The sequence below is a fragment of the Neptunitalea chrysea genome (assembly GCF_027924145.1).
Lineage (GTDB): Bacteria > Bacteroidota > Bacteroidia > Flavobacteriales > Flavobacteriaceae > Neptunitalea > Neptunitalea chrysea.
On the sequence record NZ_BRVP01000033.1, the window covers coordinates 1 to 22,209 of the forward strand.

Below are 22,209 nucleotides of genomic sequence, written 5' to 3' on the forward strand. Positions count from 1 at the left end.
ACTGTCTGGAACCGGAGCAGTAGTATCATCAATAATTACATTCTGATTTTGTGTAGAAGCGTTTCCGTTCTCATCTGTATACGTCCATGTAATAACGGTAGTCCCTTGTGCAGTAATAGGGAAAGTAACATTGTGAGTTGTAGTTACTGTACCACTACAGTTGTCAGAAGCAGTAGGGATTGTAATAGCTGTTTCGGCCACCATACACTGATCTGTAATGTCTGCTAAAGTTGTATTATCTGGAACCGGAGCTGTAGTGTCAGCAATCACTACATTTTGATTTTGTGTAGCCGAGTTTCCGTTCTCATCTGTATACGTCCATGTAATAATGGTAGTCCCTTGCATAGTAATAGGGAAAGTAACATCATGAGTTGTAGTCACTGTCCCCCCACAGTTATCGGTAGCGGTTGGTACCGGAACATCTGTTTCAGTCACTATGCACTGGTCTGTAATAGCGGCTAAAGTAGGGTTGTCTGCTACTGGCGCTGTAGTATCTGTAATTATTACATTTTGCGTTTGCGTACTGAAGTTTCCTTCTGTATCGGTATATGTCCAAGTGATTACCGTAGTGCCTTGTGCTGTTATTGGGAAGGTGGCATTGTGTGTAACAGTTACCGTACCCGCACAGTTATCGGTAGCGGTTGGCACCATAACATCCGTTTCTACCACTAAACATTGCGCTGTAATATCAACTAAAGTGGCGCTATCGGCCACTGGAGCTGTGGTGTCTTGTGATATAATTATATTTTGATTTTGTGTAGCTGTGTTGCCTGAAGCATCAGTATATGTCCAAGTAATTACCGTAGTTCCTAAAGTGCTTATAGGAAAGGTAGTGTTGTGTGTTGCTGTTAATGCCCCACAGTTATCAGTAGCTGTAGGAACCGTGATGTCAGATTCTTCTACAACACATTGAGAAGAGTAGTCTGCTAATGTGGTGTTATCAGGGGTAGGAGCTATAGCGTCTATTATTGTTACAGTGGCAGTGCAGGTGTCTGTATTGCCAGAGGTGTCAGAAGCCGAAACAACTACTGAATTAGCACCTAAGTTGGTGCAGTCAAAAGAAGTGATGTCGGTACTTAATGTTACATTAGTTCCGTCACATGCATCTAGTAAGGTTGGTATAAATGCTACGTAATCGTTTGAAATACTCCAGTTTTGTGAATTTCTTCCAGGAACCGGATATGCTATTGAAGCATCCGAATTTTGAATACCTTGTGTGTGATTTCCGCCATCACTAGGCATTACTGTGGTGTGTATTTCTACTACATTACTTCCTTCGTGCAATTGTACTTGTGTAGTTATGTTGTTACCGTTACTCCAGTGGTCTACGTTGTAAAATTCCATTACTAAAACTCTGTTAGGAGCAGTACCTACAGTTTTGTACCTAACTACGTTTTCAACTGGCTGACCTCCGTTACCCGGATCAATATCTTCCCATGAAAAAGCAATTAAGCTTCCAAATCCTGGGGTTGGTAAAAATTGTCCTGAACAACATCCGCTATTCGAAATTACGTCAAACGACATAAATCCATTCGAGGAAATATTAAAGGAAGAGTAACTAACCCCAAAGAAATCAAAATCGAAACCAATAGGAAGATTAGATATAATTTGGTCATCTCCTATGGAAAGGTCAGTAGCTCCAGATGAAATATCAATAGGGTTAAAGGCGCCTGTTTGATCTATGTAGTATAGAGAAGCTTCAGAAACGTCTGTTGGAGTTATAGAGGCTTGTCCGTTAGCGTCTAATTCTAGGGTAATATCTTTACAAATTAAACCTTCCGGTGGCGTAATATCAGTCTCGGTAATGACAAAAGTGTGGTTTATAGTACACGATGCATTGTCGGTAATAGTTACTATGTAGGTTCCTGGGGCTAAATTTTCAGCTGTATCGGTTATACTAACACCGTAGCTCCAAGAGTAGGTATAAGGCGCTGTTCCGCCGGTTACGGTAACTGTAGCTGTTCCATTGTTCATTCCTGTACAGCTATTTTGTTGAGTTCCGGTGGTGGTTAAATTACATACGTCTTTGTTAATTTCATAGGGCGTACGTAGTGGGGTTGAGTTGTTTCCGAATGCCAATTGTGAATAAAAGGCAATAAGGAAAACAAAACTTAGGGTTTTTAGGAAAGTAATTTTATTCCTAAAATAAGGGTACTTGTGTTCCATAAATTAAAAAAACTAGTTAATAATTATTTTTGGGTTAGGGGTATTTTATGAATAAGGTTTTTTGGTGTTGTTTGTTAATTATTTGGCTATGAGTTTTTTATAATATTATAACAAATATAAGTTAAAAATTGAGTATTTGATTTGAGAAGTTAGTTATGCTAGAGAATAATTTAAGTATTTTTATTTTTTTAAGCAAATTTAGTGTACTCTTATTAGAAGTATGTAGAATTTTAACTTGTTGTTTTTTAGAGGGTTAATTTTTTATTGTAGTTATTTACAAAATAGTATGTTTCAAATCAGTATTTTTTTGTTTATGAGGGAGGGAATCTTAATTACAGTATTAAAGTAAGCGTTTTTTTAAGCTTAATGGTTCTTAAATGGTTTTAGTTTTGAAGTGTTTATAAAATAAACATGGTATAATAATTGTAATATAACGTTAACAAAAAAGTTTATAATAAACTAATTATTATTTTTACAACATTATCAATCAAAAGCATGAAAAGAAGAACAAAACTACTTATTGGAATTACATTACTTTTCATAGGGTTCCAAAGCGTATTTAGTCAATCAGGTACATACAAGCCTGGAGAATGGTTTAAGTTCAGAATTCATTATGGAATTTTTAATGCTAGTTATGCAACACTTGAACTTAAAGATGCTTATTTAAATGGTAAATGGATGTATCACGCTGTTGGGTATGGTGAAACTACCGGACTAGCTAAATGGTTTTTTAAGGTAGAAGATACATATGAAAGTTATTTTGATAAGTTTGATAACAAGCCTTACAAATTTGTTAGAAAAATTGATGAAGGTGGATATACTAAGGACTTAGAAATAAATTTTGATCATAAAGGTAAAGAGGCAGAGGTAGTAAATAATAAAAACGGAAAAACAAAGATGATTGATTTTACACATGATGTGCAAGATTTGATTTCTGGATTTTACTACTTAAGAAATACGGTAAAGGGTGATGAGCTGAAAAAAGATGATTACGTTGAGATAGATATGTTGTTTGATGATGACGAGGTGTTTACGTTTAAATTGAAGTTTTTAGGCAAAGAAAATATTAAAACCAAGTTCGGAAAGGTAGAATGTTTGCGATTTAGGCCTTATGTTCAGTCTGGAAGAGTGTTTAAAGAAAAAGAAAGTTTAACTTTGTGGGTGTCTAATGACGATAATAAAATTCCTTTGCGTATTCAGGCCGATTTAAGAGTAGGATCTCTTAAGGCGGATCTTGATGCATATAAAGGATTGAAAAATCAATTTAAAATTCAGTTTTAGAATGAACATAGATTCCGAAATTGCGGAAAGAGTACAGAAGTTAGAAGAAAAATATAAAAACTCAGGACAAAATCTTGGTTCGTATTTAGACGGACTATTGCATCAGCGTTACTTAACCTATTGGGATTATATCCATTTAGATACTTTATTGAGTTTACAGATTCCGAGAACACATTTTCCTGATGAGGAAATCTTTATAATGTATCATCAAATAACAGAGTTGTACTTTAAGCTTATTATACATGAGCAAAAGCAATTGATTGATGATAAACTTCAAAATGCCGACTTTTTTACAAAAAAAATTCATAGGATAAACACGTATTTCAAGACCCTTATATCTTCGTTTGAAATAATGATAAATGGTATGGATAAAGAGCAATTCTTGCAATACCGTATGTCTTTATTGCCAGCTAGTGGTTTTCAGTCGGCACAATATCGTATGATTGAGTTGTATTCAACACCCTTGAAAAATTTAGTACATCATACGGTTAGAGATCAGTTTAAAGATTCGGAAAATCTGGAAGACCAATATGAAAATATTTATTGGAAAAAGGGAGCTGTTGATACCAAAACAGGGGAAAAGACGTTGACTCTAAAACAGTTTGAGTATCGTTATACGCCCCGTTTTATGCGTATCGCTAATGAGGTGGTTAATAGCAGTATTTATTTAAAATATTTACAGTTACCCGATGATGTAAAAGCTAACGAAAAGCTTATTGAGGCTATGCGTAGCTTAGACGTAAGTGCCAATGTACATTGGCCGTTAATGCACATGGGGTCTGCATATAGATATTTAAAAAAAGAGCAGGGTGCAGTAGCGGCTACTGGAGGAACTAACTGGAGAAATTATTTGCCGCCAAGTTTTCAGAAAATTATATTTTTTCCTGAACTTTGGACTGCTCAGGAACGTGAAGACTGGGGCAAACAGTGGGTAGATCATATGTTTAATCCTGAAAAATAATAAAGATAAGAATGAAAAAGATTATTCTTTTAGCATGGGTTTTAGTAGGAGTGTTATCATGCGGGGATACTCCAAAAAATGAAAAAGAAGCAGAAGGAAAAAAAGACATTTCAGAGGTGGTTGAAAAAGTAGAACCTACTTTTGAATTTGGATATAACTTAGACGATTTTGTGGTTATTAAGGATACCATAAAAGCAGGCGATAGCTTCGGAGAATTAATGGCTAAGAATCATATTGGATATCCTAGGGTGTATGAGATAGCCAATACGGCAAGAGATACATTTGATATTAGACGTATACAAATTGGTAGGCCATATACCATTCTTTGTTCTAAAGATTCGTTACAACAAGCTAAGTGCTTTATTTACCAGCCTAATAGTATAGATTATGTAGTGTTAGACTTTGCTGATAGTATTGTATCATATCGTGATAAGAAACCTGTTAAATTTGTAGAGAAAAAAGTTTCTGGTGTTATCAGTGAGAATAGTTCGCTTTCGCAAACAATGTTAGATGCTGGTATGGGGTACGATGTAGCTGAACGTATGGCAAGAGTATTTGATTATACGATTGACTTTTTTGCACTACGTAAAGGAGATAAGTTTAAACTTATTTATGATGAAAAGTTTATTGACGATACCATCTCTGCTGGGTCAGGAAGAATTAAAGCAGCGGTTTTTGAACATAGAGGGAAACCATTTTATGCATTTGACTTTGTAACAGATAAAGCGAAAGGTGCAAGAGGTTATTATGATGAGGAAGCAAATGAAATGAAACGTTTTTTCTTAAAAGCCCCGTTAGACATTTTTAGAATTACTTCTAGATATACACCAAGAAGATTTCATCCGGTACAGAAACGCTGGAAAGCACATAAAGGAACTGATTACGCTGCGCCAACAGGTACACCTATTCGTGTAACGGCAAGTGGGACAGTTATAAAGTCTAGTTATACATCGGGTAATGGTAATTACGTAAAGGTTAAGCATAATAATACCTATACTACACAGTATTTGCATATGAGCAAGCGTTTGGTTAAGGTTGGGCAATATGTGAGTCAGGGTGATGTGATAGGACTTGTTGGAAGTACTGGTTTGGCTACAGGACCACACGTTTGTTACCGTTTTTGGAAAAATGGTAGGCAAGTAGATCCATTAAGAGAGGTAATGCCTCCATCTGACCCATTAGATGAAAAATTAAAGGAGTCTTATTTTAAATCTATAAAACCGTTAAAGGAAAGATTGGATGCTATACCATATGACGATTTTGTAGATGACGAACTTGTAACAGAATTGTAACACTAACAAAGAATATAACAATATATGGCACTACAAACAACGAACCCAACTACTACAGAAAGTTGGAGAAAACTACAAGAGCACTTTGAGGAAATTAAAAATGTTCATGTAAAAGATTTTTTTAAACAAGATGAAGGGAGAGCCGAAAAATTTACTCTTAAACAAGGAGGATATTACTACGACTATTCTAAAAATAGAATTACAGATACCACTATAGAATTGCTTTTAGAGTTAGCTAATGAGCTTGGGTTATCTGAGGCAATTGAACAATATTTTGAAGGAGCTCATATAAATAAAACGGAAGACAGAGCGGTATTGCATACGGCATTACGTGCTTCTGAAGATGCCGAAGTTTATGTAGATGGTGTAAACGTAGTTCCTGAAGTATATGAAGTTAGAGGTAAGATAAAAGAGTTTTCTGCTAAAGTAATTGGCGGTGAATTAAAAGGCTATACAGGCAAAGCTTTTACCGATGTAGTAAACATTGGTATTGGTGGATCAGATCTTGGTCCGGCAATGGTGGTAGAGGCTTTACAGTACTATAAAAATCAGTTAAATGTACATTTTGTTAGTAATGTAGATGGAGATCATGTACATGAAACAATTGCAAAGTTAGATCCTGAAACAACATTGTTTGTTATTGTTTCTAAAACATTTACTACTCAGGAGACTATTAGTAATGCTACAACCATTAAAAATTGGTTTTTAAAACACGGTACTCAAGAAGATGTTGCAAAACATTTTGTAGCTGTATCTACAAACTTAGAGCAAGTTGATGCATTTGGTATAGCACCTGAAAATGTATTCCCGATGTGGGATTGGGTAGGTGGTCGTTTCTCGTTATGGAGTGCGGTAGGTTTATCTATAAGCTTAGCTGTTGGCTACGATAATTTTGACGCCATGTTGGAAGGAGCTATGGAAATGGATACCCATTTTGAAACTACTCCATTTGAAGATAACGTGCCTGTTATTTTAGGGTTGTTAACCGTGTGGTATAACAATTTCTTTGGAGCAGAAAGTGAAGCTATTATTCCTTATACACAATATCTATCTAGATTCTCTGCTTATTTACAACAAGGGATTATGGAAAGTAACGGTAAAGGTGTAGATAGAGCCGGAAATCCTGTAGATTACCAAACTGGGACTATTATCTGGGGAGAACCGGGTACAAACTCGCAACACGCATTCTTTCAGTTAATTCATCAGGGAACAAAATTAATTCCAACAGATTTTATTGGTTATATTACTCCGCTGCATGGAGATACAGATCATCATAACAAGTTAATGGCTAACTTTTTTGCGCAAACAGAAGCTTTATTAAATGGTAAAACTAAAGAACAAGTAATAGCAGAGTTTGAAGCAAAAGGAGTGGCTAAAGAAACTTATGAACCTCTAGTGAATTTTAAAGTTTTTACGGGTAATCGTCCGACGACAACTATATTAGGTAAGAAATTATCCCCAAAATCATTAGGGAATTTAATTGCATTGTATGAGCATAGAATCTTTATTCAAGGATTCGTGTGGAATATTTTTAGTTATGACCAGTGGGGTGTAGAGCTTGGTAAACAGTTAGCCTCTGGTATTCTGGGAGATATAAATTCAGAAGATATTTCAGAACATGATAATTCAACTGTTAATCTTTTGAAAATATTTAAGGGAGTTAAATAATATATTGTCAAATATATATAGGTGAAAATGCGGTTATAATACCGCATTTTTTTATTGTAACAATTATCTTTAAAGGTGTTAAATTATTTAACATTCACTTAATATATGTTATGTGATAATAGCTCAATTTTGCTTTGCTTAATTAAACTAATAACACATGAAAGCAATCAAACAATTAATTCTAACTGCGGCTTTAATGCTTATAAGCGCAGTAGGTTTTTCTCAAGTTACTGGTACTGTAATGGACGGTGATTCGGGGATGCCATTACCGGGAGCAAGTGTTTCTGTAAAAGGAACTAAAAATGGTACAACAACCGACTTCGACGGTAAATTTAAAATTGACGCTACGTCTGCCGGAGTTTTAGTAATTTCTTATGTAGGTTTTGATACTAAAGAAGTTGTTTTCTCTAGCACAACTCAAAATGTTGGAACTATTTCTTTGATGTTAAACGCAGAGGAATTAGAAGGTGTAGTAATCGTTGGTAAAGGTGTAATTGACTTAGCTTCTGATAGAAAAACACCTATCGCAGTAAGTACAATTCCTTATACTGAAATACAGAAGAAAATTGGTACTTCTGATGTTACTCAAACATTAGTAAATACTCCATCTGTATACGTTGCGGGTCAATCAGGAGGTTTTGGTGATTCTAGAATCACAGTTCGTGGTTTTGGTCAGGACAACACTGCTTTCCTTTTAAATGGTCAGCCAATTAACGGTATGGAAGATGGTAAAATGTACTGGTCTAACTGGTCTGGAATGTCTGATATTGCTAACACAATTCAGATTCAGAGAGGTTTAGGGTCTTCTAAATTAGCGATCTCTTCTGTTGGGGGTACTGTTAACTTTGTAACTAAAGCTACTGAGCAAAAAGAAGGTGGTTTTGGTTATGTTGGTATAGCTAACGATAGCTACTACAAGTCTACTGTTGGGTATAACACAGGTATGTCTGAATCTGGATGGGGATTTAGCTTTATGTTATCTCACTGGCAAGGTAATGGGTACAACGATGGTACTAAAGGACAAGGACAAAACTATTTCTTCTCTGTAGGATACAAGTTAAACGAAAATCATAACTTCAACTTCTTATTAACAGGTGCTCCTCAATGGCACGATCAGAACTACAGAAAAGCGATTACTTCTTATTTAGAGTATGGAACAAGATATAACAATAACTGGGGATTCTCTAGTAAAGATGGTTATAAGAGTTTAAGAAGAAACTACTACCACAAGCCAGTAGCTAACTTAAACTGGGACTGGACAATTAGCGAAAAGTCTTCTTTGTCTACAGTACTTTATGCTTCTTGGGGCCGCGGTGGTGGTACAGGAGGTTACGGATCGGGTGCTACTTACATAAATGGTGGTGAATATGACAACGGTTTAATCAACTGGGATGGAATTGAAGATTACAACGCAACGGTTGATCAAGGTGTTGGTGTAGGTTATACAGGTTCTGCTATCAGAGCTTCTGTTAACAACCACGCTTGGTATGGTTTAGTAACTAACTTTAATACTGAGTTAACTGAAAACCTTACTTTCAACGCTGGTTTCGATTTAAGAACATATAAAGGGACTCACTTCCGTCAATTAGTTGAAAAACTTGGATTAGTTGGTTTTAACGAAGGTGATGTAAGTGCACAATACCCTACAGGGTATGTTGTAACTAACACTTATGAGGCTAATCCATGGTCATCTTTATTTGATTACGCAGACGAAGATGAAAGAATTGGATATGACTATGATGAAAGAATTAACTATGCTGGTGTTTTTGCTCAGCTTGAGTATGCTACAGATCGTTTTTCTGCTTTCTTCCAAGGTGCTGGATCTAATCAATCTCACATCCGTTGGGATCGATTTAACTATACTTCTGACGAAGAGGAGTCTGAAAAAGTTAATAACTGGGGTTATAACGTAAAGGGTGGTACTAGCTATGTAGTTGCTGAAGGTCACAAAATCTATGCTAACGCTGGTTACTATTCTCGTCAACCTTACCATGACAATATCTACTTAGGATATGATAACAATGTTAATCCATTAACTGAGAATGAAAAGATTACAGGTTTAGAATTTGGTTATGCATTAAGCTTACCTAAATTCAAATTAAACTTAGATTTCTACAAAACTACTTGGGAAAACCGTGTAAAAACTTTTACTAGCACTGAAAGTTCTGGGTATACTTCTGCAACAGGTATTCTTGTTCAGGCGGGTGACTTAGTGTATACAACTAACAATGGTATTAAGCAAGACCATATGGGAGCTGAATTAAGCTTTGCTTACCAAGCTTTACCAAGTTTAAAAGTTAAAGGTTTTGCTTCTATAGGTAACTGGGAGTATGTTGGTGAATCTGTAACAATCGAAAGAAACGAAGACTTTGATGTATTAGATACATATACTGATGATTATGATGGTGGAAAAGTAGGTGATGCTGCTCAAACTACTTATGGTTTAGGTTTAGATTATAAAATAGCTAAAGGGTTCTCTGTAGATACAGATTTCAGATACTATGATGATTTATATGCAGATTATGCTGCTAAAGATAACTTACAATTACCTGCGTTTGGTTTATTAGATGCTGGTCTTTCTTATAGAGTGTTTGTTGGAGAGACTAACAACAACTTCCAGTTTAGATTAAACGTAAACAACGTTCTTAATAGAAAGTATATCTCTGAAGCAAGTACTAACATTAAAACAACTGATGTTGCTGAAACTGTTAATGGTGTAGATTTTTCATACGAAGAACTTGGAAGGGTTTATAAAGGATTAGCTGATGATAACCAAGTTTACTTTGGTTATGGAACTACTTGGAACTTCTCTGTTAAATACAACTTCTAAGAAGTAACTAAGTAATAACTTATATAAAACCCTTAAGCGAAAGCTTAAGGGTTTTTTGTTTTTTATGGGAATAGTTTTTAGTATTTTTCGTTTTTATTTAGAATAGATGGAAATACCTACAGATTTTTATAAAAAGCAATTAGAAGTCTATACTTCTTTGTTAAAAGAACAACGTAAAAAATTAAGATTACTTAGTACTTTTAGATTATTAGTTTTTTTAGTAACAGGTTTTTTAATGTACTGGTTTTGGCAGCCATGGCAAGTGGCGGTAATATTTGGTATAGTTGGTACAGCGTTGTTTTTATATTTAATATCTATATATACCGATTTAAGAAATAAGAAGCGTTTTTCTGAGGCTATGATAGCCTTAAATGAAAAAGAATTACAAATACTTGGGGGCGATTTTTATAATGAACCCCATGGAGAAAACTTTAAAGATGCTAAACATTATTATAGTCTTGATATTGATTTGTTTGGTGTTGGATCGTTTTTTCAGTATACCAATAGAACTCGATTACCAGAAGGCACTAGAAAGTTTGCCGATATACTGACCGAAAATAGTATAGACGGAATTGGAAATAAACAAGATGCTATTAAGGAATTGGCATCTAAGCCTGAGTTTAGGCAAGAGTTTACGGCTGCTTCTAGTCTTATAAAAACCGAGACAACCAATGAGGCTATTGTTAAATGGTTACTTGGATATAAGCCTTTTACCCATTCTTTTTTTCTAATACTATCTTGGGCAATTACGGGCTTGTCTGCTATAGTACTGGTATTGGTATTAAATAATGTTATTTCTGCTAGTATATTGGGATATATTTTAACGGTTGGTTTATTGCTTACAGGAAGATACCTTAAAAAGGTAAGTGATTTATCAGCTAATACAGATAAGGCAAGAGATACCTTTAGGCAATATGCGGTTTTACTAAGTGCTATAGAAACGCAAGAGTTTACTGCTGGCGTACTTAAAGAAAAGCAACAGCAAATAGCCATGAAAGGTAAGCAAGCTTCTGCCATTTTTAAGCAGTTTTCTAAGCTATTAGACGCATTGGATAGTAGAAACAATATTATAGGAGCTATTATGGGAAATGGTTTCTTCTTAATGGATTTACGTAATAGCTATCGTATAGAAAAATGGATTGCAGTTTATGGTGATAAGATAACCAATTGGTTTGATACCGTTGCTTGGTTTGATGCATATAATACCTTAGGTAATTATGCTTTTAACCATCCGGAGTATTGTTATCCTGAGATTACTAATAACGATGTTTGTATTAAGGCCAACAGTTTAGGGCATCCATTATTAAAAAAGGAGAAACGTGTAGATAATGATTTGTTGATTGATAATACACAATTTTTAATTATTACAGGAGCAAACATGGCTGGGAAAAGTACGTTTTTAAGAACGGTATCGTTGCATATTGTAATGGCTAACATAGGTTTGCCTGTGTGTGCTAAGTCTAGTTTGTATACGCCGGTAAAATTAATTACAAGCATGCGTACAAGTGATTCGTTAACGGATGATAGTTCATACTTCTTTTCAGAGTTAACGCGTTTAAAATATATTGTAGATGCTTTAGAGACCAATAGCTACTTTATTATTCTTGATGAAATATTAAAAGGAACCAATAGTACTGATAAGGCTATAGGCTCTAGAAAATTTGTAGAGAAACTAGTGAAGGCTAACGCAACTGGAATTATAGCTACACACGATCTAAGCTTGTGTGAACTTGAAACAGAAATACCGCAAGTGAAAAATCATTATTTTGATGCTGAGATTGTAAATGATGAATTGTACTTTGATTACACATTTAAGGATGGTGTTTGTAAAAATATGAATGCTTCTTTTCTACTTAGAAAAATGCAAATAATAGACAAATGAAAGAGGAGTTGAATATAGCTTTAGTGCAAGCCAATTTGGTTTGGGAGTACCCCGAGGCTAACAGAGCGCATCTAAAGGAACTACTAGAGCAAAGTGCATTGGCCGATGTATATGTACTACCCGAAATGTTTACCACTGGTTTTACTATGAATGCTTCTGCTTTTTCTGAAACCATGGATGGTACTACCGTAGCATGGATGAGATCGCTGGCGAAAGAAAAGGGAGCAGCTATTGCTGGGAGTATGATTTGTGAAGAGCAAGGTAAGTTTTACAATAGGTTTGTGTTTGTAACAGAAACAGGGGAGGTTAATTTTTATAACAAAAGACATACGTTTACACTGGTAGGTGAAGAAAGGGTATACAATAGAGGAGAAGAAAAAGTGATAGTAGATTATAAAGGTTGGAGACTATGTTTGCAGGTATGTTATGATTTACGATTTCCCGTATGGGCTAGAAATGTAGAAGTGTATGATGTGCTATTATATACAGCCAATTGGCCAGTTAAGCGCATTGATGCTTGGGATGCTTTGCTAAAAGCCAGAGCTATTGAAAACATGAGTTATGTGGTAGGTGTAAACCGAGTAGGAAAGGATGGAAATGAGATTCTGTATAACGGTCATTCGGCGGCGTTTGGTGTGTTGGGCGCGCCTTTAGTTTTTTCTGAAGACAAAGAAGAAGTATTAGTGGCTACCTTAAATTATGGTGTGTTAACCGAATTAAGAGACCGATTTAAGTTTCTGGACGATCAAGATAGATTTGATATTCATGTATAAAAAACGGCTCTTTACTCAATAATTGAGATTAAATACTCTGAGACTTGTTTCGAAATAGAAATACAATGCTTACTAAATGCTTAGTGGGCTTGCCCCGAAGTAGTTTTCTAAGAACCGTTTTTTTATTGATGTTATTTCTTCTTTAGAATAAATTCTTGTTCGTAGACCCAGTTGGCACGGAGCTCAATGGCATCGGGGTAATAATAAATCTGTTCGGGTTGTACATGTTTTAAGTAATCACCTGTATCCCACTGTTTATTATTATTGTCATCATATATAACCCTTAGTAAATATTTGGTAGGTTCAATGTTATTAAAGTAAAAGGTGGTTTTTGGGGTTTCGGCAAACTGTTCTTCTTTTACCTTTCCGTTACTGTCTGTTAACTGAACAATAATTGGGTAACGTTCTACATCTGCTAGCTTTACCACAATAGTACCATAGGTATTGTATTTATTGCGTTTAATAGCATAGGTTAGGGTGTCGTTGGTTTCACCAAACATATCTTTAATACTTCCCGGATATAATTTTATTTGATATTGTTTCTCCTCTTCTGGGTTAAAATCGGTGAATACAACTTCGTTGGTTTCTTTTAAAAGGGCTGCTTTAAAATCAATAAATACGGAGTCTTTTCGCATAATAGTTATAGAGTCTGTATTAATATTGGTTAAGGGTGTATTGGCAGAAAGTTTAAATATTTTGTTAGGAGGCAAGACCGACTTAAAGTTTTGTTGAATGGCTAAAGAATCCCAGTACAAATCTTTAATACGTACATTAAAGGTATCTATTTGCGCTTCCTTCGTTACGGTAAAGATTAGCGAGTCTGCTTCAAAAGGTGTAAACCAATAATGTAGTGTATCTTTTTCTTTATCAGGTAAAACTCGGTATTTAAAATCTTCGGGGGTTTCCGATAGTACTTTAATTTCTACATCGGTAGTATCTCCTTCAAATCCGAATCTGATACGGTTCTTTGCTTCTAATCCTGGCGAAGCAGCACGGTAATTAGTTACCTCTGTAAAGAGGTTCAGCGTATATGAAGAATCTGTTGGTACGGTTATTACGCCTTCATAAAATGCAATCTTATCTGTTTTTTGGTTAAACAAATTGTTGTTTGAAGCATCTTTCAGCGCAAATAGTTTGTATTTACCCTCTCTTACATTTGTAATTTCAAATTTTGTTAAACTATCTAATGTATTGGTAATATACATTGGAGGTTCATTATAAATCAACGAATCGGTATAATTCTCATCGTATTTATAAAGCATTACGCTTACATAGTCATCTGCTTCTTTATTAAAAGCATCTCTAATGTCCCCGTTTACGGTAAGGGAGTCTATATAATCTCCGGTAGAGAATACATATTTAAAGAACGGGTAGGGGTTACTTTCATTATTATCGGTAATACTTTGTCCAAAATTTAATACATAGGTTGTATTGGCTTGAAGCGTATCTTTTATAGTAATAGTAAACACCTTTCCGGCAGTACTGGAAGGCGAAATACTAGGTGCCGTTTCCATAGGAGGCGATACAATTAATTGCTTTTGAATGTTATTTAGTTTTACAAGCTCATCAAAATATAATTTAATCTCTCTAGATCTAAAATTGACAGTGCTAGTATCGGGCACTGCTTTTAATAAAACAGGTGGCGTTTCGTCTTTTGGACCTCCAGTTGGTGTACCTCGTTTAGCACAATCAACCACTAAAATAGCTACAAAAATTAATAGTATCGATTTTATGAAAATAGCTCTCATTCGTTCTTTTAAAATAGATTACAAAGTAACATTAAAATTTATGAATTGTAAAATCATTCTGTAAAGGCTATAGCAGCTACAGATACTTTGACATTAGGAATGTTTTGTAGTTGTAGAACACAGTTTACAATGGTAGCTCCGGTGGTTATAACATCGTCTACCAACAGAATATGTTTCGGGACATGTGTATTTTTTTTGTGCAGGCTAAATACATTTTTGTTGTATTGTCGTAAGAGTCGATTTTTAAAAGTTTGGGTTTTCGTGTAACGAGTTCTTATGAGTACGTCCTCCAGATAAGGTACCTCTAAGGCTAAAGCGAGTTCTGTAGCAAATTTGGTTACCTGATTGTATCCACGCTGGCGTTTTCTTCTGGGATGCACTGGTACAGGTACTATCGCATCAATGGCTTGATAGTCTTTAGCTTGTTGTAATATGCTTCCGTACCAAACACCTAACAGTGATCCTACTTGTTCTTGTCCTTTGTATTTAAGGTTGTGTATAAGGTGTTGTACAATACTTTTTTTTCTGAAAAGAAACATAGCTGTGGCATTTTCTAATTGACATTTACCGTACAAAGTTCTTGCCAAAATGTTATCGAGGTTCTCATGAAAATTGGTTACAGAAAGCACATGTCTGCATTCGGTACATAATATATTTTCTGAGATGGATAGATAACCGTTGCATCCCGGACAAGTTTTAGGAAAGAAAAGAAACCCAATATTTTTTAGCGTATTTAGCATATAAGAGCTAAGGTAACTATACGGGCTAATTTGTTTATGAGGATTCCCATAAACTAAAAAAGCCGACTTATAAAGTCGGCTTAGTGTGTTAAGAAGTATATTATCTAAACGTATACGTGCAACCAAACAAAAGGTTTCCTTTTGGCATTGGTACTAAATTGGTTTCGGTATAAGTTTCATTAAATATGTTGTTAGCCATTACAGATAATTCTAAGTCGTTCATAGTATAGGCAACGCTGGCATCTACCACTTTGTATGAGATACCTGAAGTTCTTTCTATATATTTATAGATAACAGATTGTCGTACGTTTTTAATAAACTGAGAACTATAACTTGCAGTAAGGTGATGCTTTGTAGAGTTAATAGAGTATTGCGAGTAGTTAAGATCTAAATTCTTAACATCGTCTTCTAAAAACATATAACCAACTTTAATGGTGTTTTTTAAATCGCTGATATTAAAGTGATAAGTAACTTCTGTCTCTATCCCTTTCGATTGTACATCACGTATGTTTTGTGCTTGCCATAAATCGCCTTCATTTTCTTTTACATAGTCAATGAGTTTTTTAGCATCTCTGTTAAAAAAGGCAAGTGTAAACTGAAACTTAGGAGCTAGGTACTTAATACCCACTTCTTCAGAAATAGCTTCTTCTGTATCTAGGTTAGGATTTCCTATGGTAGTAGAAGAGGCGTAAAATAAATCGGTATATGTTGGTACACGGTAGGTGTATCCAAAGTTAGCGTAGGCCTTAATATAATCAGAAATTGCATAGCCCATATCAATTCCCGGAAAGGCATGGAATTTAAAATCTGAAAAATAGTTCACCGCAATACCAGGAGTAATGTCTAATTTATCTTTTAACAAGTTAAATTGGTGTTCAACAAACATATTCGTCATAAAACGATTGTTGTCTCCAAGATTGTTACTACTAATAAAAACTTTAGCAACATCTACTCCAAAACCAGTAACTCCAAGATTACTTTTGTAGGCAGCATTTAACTCCGCTCCAACTTTGTTGGTAATATGTAAGTTTCTGTAGGCAGGCGGATTGTTACGTATATAAAGGTATAAATCTTGATTACGTCTCCAATATACCTTTGGTTTTAGGGTAAGTTTTTCCTTTTGAATAACCGTAGAAACACCGATTAAACTAGCCTGTGTTTCTTCGTACTGATCGGTAGCAGATGGACTAGCGTAGAATCCGTTTGCTCCAAATTTACGTTCAGCTAAAGTGGCCAATACATTAATGGGGTTGTGGTTTTTATTAAAGGTACTTTTTACAAAATAGGTCTCATTGTTAAAGTCGGTATTGTAACGGTATCCTTCAGATACATTACGATTGTAAGTAACTATATGAGACGATTTTTCTAGATTAGTGCCAATAGTTACATTGGCATTTAGTTGCTGGTATGATCCTGCTTCGGCGCCAATCTTAACCATTTTATCAGGAGCAGTCTTGGTAACAATGTTTACCGCTCCGGTAAACGCATTCTGACCAAATACACGAGCTGCCGGACCTTTAATAATTTCTATACGTTCTATTACTTCAATAGGTAATGCTAAGTTTAAGGTATGGTGACCAGTTTGTGCATCTTCTACCCTAATGCCATCTATTAAAAGTAAGGTTTGGTCAAAACTACCGCCTCTAATATATAAATCGGCTTGGGAACCTTTTAAACCTCTTTGTCTAATATCTACACCGGCAACTTGTTGCAATGCTTCCACTACGGTAGTAGCACCACTTCTTTTAATGTCGGCGCCGGTAATAACTTGAATAGTACGTGAGTTTTCTGGGAAAGGAAGATCAATTCTACTGGAAGAAACAACTACTTCTTCTAGTTGTTCCTCTTTTTCAACTTCTTTTTCTTGGGCATGTACTTGAACACCTGTAAGTAATGCCATACCTATAAAGAAACTTATTTTTTTCATGCTATGAAATTAAACACTTTAAACGCAAGTAATCTTGCTTTTTAGCTTATTAAATTAAGGTGGCTAAGGTAAAAAATCGATTAGAATGTGACTAGTTTTTTATCAATAAATGTTCTAAATAGTTATATTTTTGAAAAATTATTTACTGTTTTTTGATAAAAAAATATTGAAAAACAATAATTTTTTTTATAGTTTAGCGTTTTAGATTTTATGCTTTCGAATCCCCTTTTTGATAGGTCGCTATACAAAAAGCTTCATAAAACAGGGCGGTACTTTCTAGCTTGTGGAACACTTATGGTTTTTGAAAAGTGTGCTGAGTTTTTGGTGTGCATAGTGTTACCTAGCTCTTTTAATATTGTACTTGATGCTAATTTAGTAACCTTATTTTTAGTGTTTGCTTTTGGACTATTGCTAAAAATACAAGCTGATTTTATGTTAAAAGCATATGACTTAAAAGAAGAAAATGATTTAACCATATAAGATTATGCCTATAGAAATAAGTTTAGATGTAATGCTTGCCAAGCGTAAAATGAAGAGTATAGAGTTGGCACAGGCTGTGGGGATAACCGTAGCAAATTTGTCTATTTTAAAAACAGGTAAGGCAAAAGCCATCCGATTTTCTACCCTTGAAGCTATTTGCAAAGAACTCGATTGTCAACCGGGAGACATTTTATCGTATACAAAGGACTTTATAATAAAATGACGATTGTCATGTATTTCAACTCTTAGTTATTTGTAAATTGTGCTATAAATTAATATCAATGAACAATATACTTAAGCCAGTAGATAGTTTTATGAAGTCTTCCAACTCTGGAAGCTTCTTATTGTTGTTTGCTACTGCACTTGCACTCATAGTTGCCAACTCACCTTGGCATCATTTGTATACCGAATTTTTAAATAGTGAATTTACGTTTGGCTTTGTAGAAAACGGAATTGAGCTAACCGAACCTTTTTACCTTTGGATTAACGATGGGTTAATGGCGGTTTTCTTTTTTCATGTGGGCTTAGAAATTAAACGTGAAATTTTAGACGGAGAACTTAAAACAGTTCAGAAGGCATCGTTGCCTGTGATTGCTGCCCTTGGAGGGGTTGTTGTACCTATTATTATTTACATAACCCTAAATAGTGGTGTAGATACTGCTAAAGGTTGGGGAATACCAATGGCTACCGATATAGCTTTTTCTTTGGGTATTTTACAATTGTTTGGCAAACGTGTACCACTAGGGTTAAAAGTATTTCTTACAGCTTTTGCTATTGTAGACGACTTGGCGGCGGTAGTGGTAATTGCTATTTTTTATGGTAGCAATATTCACTGGGATTTATTATTATATGCAGGTATTATTTTAAGTTTTATGGCGTTTATGGGAGTTAAGAAGTATTTCTCCAGATATATTTTCTTCCCGTTGAGTGTTGTGGTATGGATTTGCTTCCTAAAATCGGGGATACATCCAACCATTGCCGGGGTATTATTGGCCTTTACTATTCCTGCTACCAGACTTACAACGTTAGATAAGTTTTTTGATAAAATTCAGTACTCAGTGCAAAGCTTTGTACAAGATAAAGAACACTTAGAAACGCACCATATAATGGATGAAGAGCGTGTACATGCGGCTCATAATATTAGAAAAGCATCAGAGGCTATTAATTCACCATTGCAAAAAATAGAACACGATTTGCATCCATGGGTAACGTTTTTAATTATGCCCATATTTGCTTTTGCCAATGCAGGGGTAAACTTTACCGATAATGCTAATATAGAGTACGATTTGGTATTTCATATTGCTATAGCCTTAATTGTAGGTAAAGTGGTGGGTATATCGTTAGCGTCTTACGTATCGGTAAAAGCTAAGATTGCTAAATTACCCAAAGGTGTAAACTTTAAACATATTATAGGTGCTGGTTTCTTAGGCGGACTCGGATTTACGATGTCGTTGTTTATTGCTAATTTGGCGTTTACAGATGTAGCCCTGCTTAGTTCGGCTAAGGTGGGTATTTTAGCAGGGTCGTTTATTGCTTGTATAATCGGCTATGTAGTGTTAAAAATGATTTTAGGTAAAGAGGAGTCTAACCCATCAACTAAAGAATAATATCAATTATATATAACAAACAAATTGAAGCATGCCTAAGCACCCCTAATTTTACAGGGGTGTTTTTTATTTATAATATGGTGTTATTTAACTATAAACACTATCTATTGATGGTGCTTAATTAATAGTATTATCTTATGGTATATTTGTTATTACAAAAATACGTAAGCCATGAGTTCGAAAAAATTAACTACGTCTGCCGGTGCTCCGGTACCTAATAATCAAAAGTCATTAACAGCAGGTAACAGAGGTCCTGTCTTGTTACAAGACTATCAATTAATCGAAAAATTAGCACACCAAAATCGTGAACGTATCCCAGAACGTGTAGTGCATGCTAAAGGATGGGGGGCATTAGGTACGTTTACCGTAACTAACGATATTTCTAAATATACCAAAGCTCGTATTTTTTCTGAGGTAGGTAAGCAAACCAAAATGTTAGCACGTTTTTCTACTGTGGCAGGTGAACTAGGTGCTGCCGATGCAGAAAGAGATGTAAGAGGTTTTGCCCTTAAATTTTATACAGAGGAAGGAAACTGGGATGTAGTTGGTAACAATACGCCCGTTTTCTTTGTAAGAGACGGTTATAAATTCCCTGATTTTATCAGAACTCAAAAAAGGCACCCAAAAACAAACATGCGATCTGCCATTGCCATGTGGGATTTTTGGTCGTTAACACCCGAAAGTTTGCATCAGGTTACCATTCTAATGTCTGATAGAGGAATCCCGAAATCACCTATGCATATGAATGGTTACGGATCGCATACCTACTCCTTCTGGAATAATGAGGGAGCGCGTTATTGGGTGAAATTCCATTTTAAAACACAACAAGGACATGAGTTCTTAACTAATGAAGAGGCTTCTAAGGTAATTGGAGAAACCAGGGAGTCATACCAAGAGCAGTTATTTGGTGCTATCGAAGATGGTAAGTATCCAAAATGGAAAGTACAGGTACAGATAATGCTAGAGGAAGATGCTACCAAAACACCTTACAATCCGTTTGATATTACCCGTGTTTGGCCGCATGCCGATTATCCGTTAATTGAAGTAGGAGAGATGGAGTTAAATACCAACCCTGAGAACTATTTTCAATATATAGAGAACGCTGCATTTTCACCGTCTAACATTGTACCGGGTATTGCGTTTTCACCAGATAAATTATTACAAGCGCGTATCTTCTCGTATGCCGATGCACACAGATACAGATTAGGAACCCATTATGAGGCACTACCTGCAAATGCTCCGGTAAGTGAAATGAATCATTACCATAAAGATGGGGCAATGCGTTTCTTTGAAAACGGCTCTGGAGTAATCGATGCGTATTATGAACCAAACTCTTTTGGTGGTCCGGTAGAAGACTCTTCTGCTCAAGAGCCTCCAATGAAGATTGATGGCGATATTACGCGTTACGAAGATCAAGATGTTATTGGTGATTTTAAACAACCTGGTGATTTGTTTAGAATGTTTAATGACGAACAAAAGGAACGTTTGTTTAGTAATATTGCTGCTGCTATGTCAGGAGTGCCAATGGAGATTGTAGAGCGTCAGTTAAAACATTTTGATGCTGCCGACCCTGCGTATGGTGCAGGTGTTAGAAAAGCGTTGGGGATATAGCTTGATGCTTGAGATGACTACTCATAGATGTGTCTTGAGTACTTGAAAATAATTTGGATGTAATGTAATAAAGAAGCCCGGTATTGAGATGTTTAGAATTTTCTCCTCCCACTTCAGAAAATTCGAAAGAAATAAGTTTGGTGTCATCCTTTATATGAAGATGTACAATACCGGGTTTTAAAAAATTAGCGTATGGAAAACACACTTTTAGATAAATTTTTTAATGCCATTAGAAATGGAAACGAGGAATGCGTTGCTATGCTTATAGATGTGCAACCGCAATTGGTAAATGTAAGAGATCAGCGAGGGTCTACTCCGCTTATATTGGCAGCCTATTACGATCAATTGCCAATAGTGAAGATATTGATAGCCAATGGAGCTTCTTTAAACGAGCAAGATTTTAGTGGTAACAGTGCCTTAATGGGAGCTTGCTTTAAAGGGTATACCAAGGTAGTAGATTATTTAATTGGAGTAGGAGCTAATGTAAATGCAACCAATGCCAACGGAGCTACGGCATTAGTATACGCCGCTACCTTTGGTAATAAAGATATTCTGTTAAAGTTATTAGATAACAATGCCGATAAAACTATTAAAGATGTTAGAGGCAATACAGCGCTTATGCAAGCTAAACTTCAAGGTCTTAATGATATTGTAGCATTGTTAGAAGATTAAAAAATTGCCATAAAGAAAACTAGCAGAATTGTCACCCGACTAGTTTTTAGAGCTACAATTTCTGTAGCGTTAAATCTCTAGGGATTAAAAATTCAGACCTATCAACGGTACCTCCGTTAAAGCATTGTGCACCTTCATTGATATAGGTGTTTCTATGCCACTGTAGTTGGCCATTGGCTCCTTGGCTAGGTACATACGTTAACGTTAGATACCCTCCTTTATTTCTTTTACAACCTGTAGTAGGTTCATTATAAAAAAACTTAACTGTATTAATGTCTAGTAGGTAACTTTCTGATATGAAATTAGTACTGAGAACGTAGTTGCTATAGGTTTGTACATTATTTTTTTTATAGGATATTAAAGTAACTTTAAGAATGTCTAGATAATCATCGTTTTCATAAAACTCTTCCCATAAATAAGCCTTTACTATTTTAGTAATGTTTATTTTTATATACTCGGTACCGCTAGTTACTTCCCATGTGCCTATAAACTTATCTAAAACATTATTGATGTCTTTAAAGTAATAAGGAGTACTTTCAGGGGCTTCTGCATAATCTGATTGGTTTTCTAG

The 22,209-nt window shown here is 35.3% G+C and carries 17 protein-coding genes; 12 read left to right on the forward strand and 5 right to left on the reverse strand.

The genetic code is table 11. The features are described 5' to 3' along the window. The coding region (locus NBRC110019_RS15825) for a PKD domain-containing protein (protein WP_373877008.1) at positions 1 to 2,166 on the reverse strand (2,166 nt) is incomplete at its 3' end. 495 nt (positions 2,167 to 2,661) lie between these two features. Here NBRC110019_RS15825 and NBRC110019_RS15830 point away from each other — a divergent pair. From NBRC110019_RS15830 to NBRC110019_RS15860, 7 genes are all read left to right on the forward strand, one after another. Next, the gene (locus NBRC110019_RS15830; RefSeq protein ID WP_281756448.1) at positions 2,662 to 3,447 is read left to right on the forward strand and encodes a DUF3108 domain-containing protein; all 786 of its coding nucleotides are present in this window, start codon (positions 2,662 to 2,664) and stop codon (positions 3,445 to 3,447) included. A 1-nt stretch (position 3,448) separates the two neighbouring features. Continuing rightward, on the forward strand, positions 3,449 to 4,408 hold the full coding sequence (locus NBRC110019_RS15835) for a tryptophan 2,3-dioxygenase family protein (RefSeq protein ID WP_281756449.1): 960 nt from the start codon (positions 3,449 to 3,451) through the stop codon (positions 4,406 to 4,408). A gap of 11 nt (positions 4,409 to 4,419) precedes the next feature. Beyond that, positions 4,420 to 5,700 (forward strand): peptidoglycan DD-metalloendopeptidase family protein, encoded by a 1,281-nt coding sequence (locus tag NBRC110019_RS15840; protein WP_281756450.1) that lies wholly within the window; start codon positions 4,420 to 4,422, stop codon positions 5,698 to 5,700. Between the two features lie 24 nt (positions 5,701 to 5,724). Continuing rightward, the gene (gene pgi / locus NBRC110019_RS15845) at positions 5,725 to 7,368 is read left to right on the forward strand and encodes a glucose-6-phosphate isomerase (protein WP_281756451.1); all 1,644 of its coding nucleotides are present in this window, start codon (positions 5,725 to 5,727) and stop codon (positions 7,366 to 7,368) included. A 157-nt stretch (positions 7,369 to 7,525) separates the two neighbouring features. After that, on the forward strand, positions 7,526 to 10,198 hold the full coding sequence (locus NBRC110019_RS15850) for a TonB-dependent receptor (RefSeq protein WP_281756452.1): 2,673 nt from the start codon (positions 7,526 to 7,528) through the stop codon (positions 10,196 to 10,198). Positions 10,199 to 10,304: 106 nt separating this feature from the next. Next, positions 10,305 to 12,080: a MutS-related protein gene (locus NBRC110019_RS15855; protein ID WP_281756453.1), complete on the forward strand. Its 1,776-nt coding sequence runs from the start codon at positions 10,305 to 10,307 to the stop codon at positions 12,078 to 12,080. Then, the gene (locus tag NBRC110019_RS15860) at positions 12,077 to 12,853 is read left to right on the forward strand and encodes an amidohydrolase (RefSeq protein ID WP_281756454.1); all 777 of its coding nucleotides are present in this window, start codon (positions 12,077 to 12,079) and stop codon (positions 12,851 to 12,853) included. Before NBRC110019_RS15855 ends, NBRC110019_RS15860 begins: the two co-directional genes overlap by 4 nt. 131 nt (positions 12,854 to 12,984) lie before the next feature. Here NBRC110019_RS15860 and NBRC110019_RS15865 read toward each other — a convergent pair whose 3' ends face one another. From NBRC110019_RS15865 to NBRC110019_RS15875, 3 genes are all read right to left on the reverse strand, one after another. Continuing rightward, positions 12,985 to 14,601, reverse strand: a complete 1,617-nt coding sequence (locus tag NBRC110019_RS15865; protein WP_281756455.1) for an Ig-like domain-containing domain — start codon at positions 14,599 to 14,601, stop codon at positions 12,985 to 12,987. 53 nt (positions 14,602 to 14,654) lie between these two features. Beyond that, entirely contained in the window at positions 14,655 to 15,341 is a 687-nt protein-coding gene (locus NBRC110019_RS15870) for a ComF family protein (RefSeq protein WP_281756456.1), read from the reverse strand. A gap of 100 nt (positions 15,342 to 15,441) precedes the next feature. After that, the gene (locus NBRC110019_RS15875) at positions 15,442 to 17,268 is read right to left on the reverse strand and encodes a TonB-dependent receptor (protein ID WP_281756457.1); all 1,827 of its coding nucleotides are present in this window, start codon (positions 17,266 to 17,268) and stop codon (positions 15,442 to 15,444) included. Positions 17,269 to 17,478: 210 nt separating this feature from the next. Here NBRC110019_RS15875 and NBRC110019_RS15880 point away from each other — a divergent pair, with 210 nt between their 5' ends. From NBRC110019_RS15880 to NBRC110019_RS15900, 5 genes are all read left to right on the forward strand, one after another. After that, positions 17,479 to 17,748: a hypothetical protein gene (locus NBRC110019_RS15880; RefSeq protein ID WP_281756458.1), complete on the forward strand. Its 270-nt coding sequence runs from the start codon at positions 17,479 to 17,481 to the stop codon at positions 17,746 to 17,748. A 4-nt stretch (positions 17,749 to 17,752) separates the two neighbouring features. Further along, positions 17,753 to 17,971 (forward strand): helix-turn-helix domain-containing protein, encoded by a 219-nt coding sequence (locus NBRC110019_RS15885; protein ID WP_281756459.1) that lies wholly within the window; start codon positions 17,753 to 17,755, stop codon positions 17,969 to 17,971. A gap of 58 nt (positions 17,972 to 18,029) precedes the next feature. Then, positions 18,030 to 19,355 carry a Na+/H+ antiporter NhaA gene (gene nhaA, locus NBRC110019_RS15890; RefSeq protein WP_281756460.1) on the forward strand — a complete coding sequence of 442 codons (1,326 nt, stop codon included), beginning with the start codon at positions 18,030 to 18,032 and terminating at the stop codon, positions 19,353 to 19,355. A gap of 171 nt (positions 19,356 to 19,526) precedes the next feature. Next, entirely contained in the window at positions 19,527 to 20,966 is a 1,440-nt protein-coding gene (locus tag NBRC110019_RS15895; RefSeq protein WP_281756461.1) for a catalase, read from the forward strand. 192 nt (positions 20,967 to 21,158) lie between these two features. Next, positions 21,159 to 21,638, forward strand: a complete 480-nt coding sequence (locus NBRC110019_RS15900) for an ankyrin repeat domain-containing protein (RefSeq protein ID WP_281756462.1) — start codon at positions 21,159 to 21,161, stop codon at positions 21,636 to 21,638. Between the two features lie 52 nt (positions 21,639 to 21,690). Here the strand turns inward: NBRC110019_RS15900 and NBRC110019_RS15905 are convergent. Further along, a partial coding sequence (locus NBRC110019_RS15905; RefSeq protein ID WP_373877009.1) for a DUF6705 family protein occupies positions 21,691 to 22,209 on the reverse strand: 519 nt, incomplete at its 5' end.

Excerpts from the sequence above, each read along its gene's own strand:
- NBRC110019_RS15895 (WP_281756461.1), top strand. The coding sequence starts at position 19,527 with ATGAGTTCGAAAAAATTAACTACGTCTGCCGGTGCTCCGGTACCTAAT.
- NBRC110019_RS15880 (WP_281756458.1), top strand. The coding sequence starts at position 17,479 with ATGCTTTCGAATCCCCTTTTTGATAGGTCGCTATACAAAAAGCTTCAT.
- nhaA (WP_281756460.1), top strand. The coding sequence starts at position 18,030 with ATGAACAATATACTTAAGCCAGTAGATAGTTTTATGAAGTCTTCCAAC.
- NBRC110019_RS15860 (WP_281756454.1), top strand. The coding sequence starts at position 12,077 with ATGAAAGAGGAGTTGAATATAGCTTTAGTGCAAGCCAATTTGGTTTGG.
- NBRC110019_RS15830 (WP_281756448.1), top strand. The coding sequence starts at position 2,662 with ATGAAAAGAAGAACAAAACTACTTATTGGAATTACATTACTTTTCATA.
- NBRC110019_RS15855 (WP_281756453.1), top strand. The coding sequence starts at position 10,305 with ATGGAAATACCTACAGATTTTTATAAAAAGCAATTAGAAGTCTATACT.
- NBRC110019_RS15870 (WP_281756456.1), bottom strand. The coding sequence starts at position 15,341 with ATGCTAAATACGCTAAAAAATATTGGGTTTCTTTTCTTTCCTAAAACT.
- NBRC110019_RS15885 (WP_281756459.1), top strand. The coding sequence starts at position 17,753 with ATGCCTATAGAAATAAGTTTAGATGTAATGCTTGCCAAGCGTAAAATG.
- NBRC110019_RS15865 (WP_281756455.1), bottom strand. The coding sequence starts at position 14,601 with ATGAGAGCTATTTTCATAAAATCGATACTATTAATTTTTGTAGCTATT.
- NBRC110019_RS15875 (WP_281756457.1), bottom strand. The coding sequence starts at position 17,268 with ATGAAAAAAATAAGTTTCTTTATAGGTATGGCATTACTTACAGGTGTT.
- NBRC110019_RS15835 (WP_281756449.1), top strand. The coding sequence starts at position 3,449 with ATGAACATAGATTCCGAAATTGCGGAAAGAGTACAGAAGTTAGAAGAA.
- pgi (WP_281756451.1), top strand. The coding sequence starts at position 5,725 with ATGGCACTACAAACAACGAACCCAACTACTACAGAAAGTTGGAGAAAA.
- NBRC110019_RS15840 (WP_281756450.1), top strand. The coding sequence starts at position 4,420 with ATGAAAAAGATTATTCTTTTAGCATGGGTTTTAGTAGGAGTGTTATCA.
- NBRC110019_RS15850 (WP_281756452.1), top strand. The coding sequence starts at position 7,526 with ATGAAAGCAATCAAACAATTAATTCTAACTGCGGCTTTAATGCTTATA.
- NBRC110019_RS15900 (WP_281756462.1), top strand. The coding sequence starts at position 21,159 with ATGGAAAACACACTTTTAGATAAATTTTTTAATGCCATTAGAAATGGA.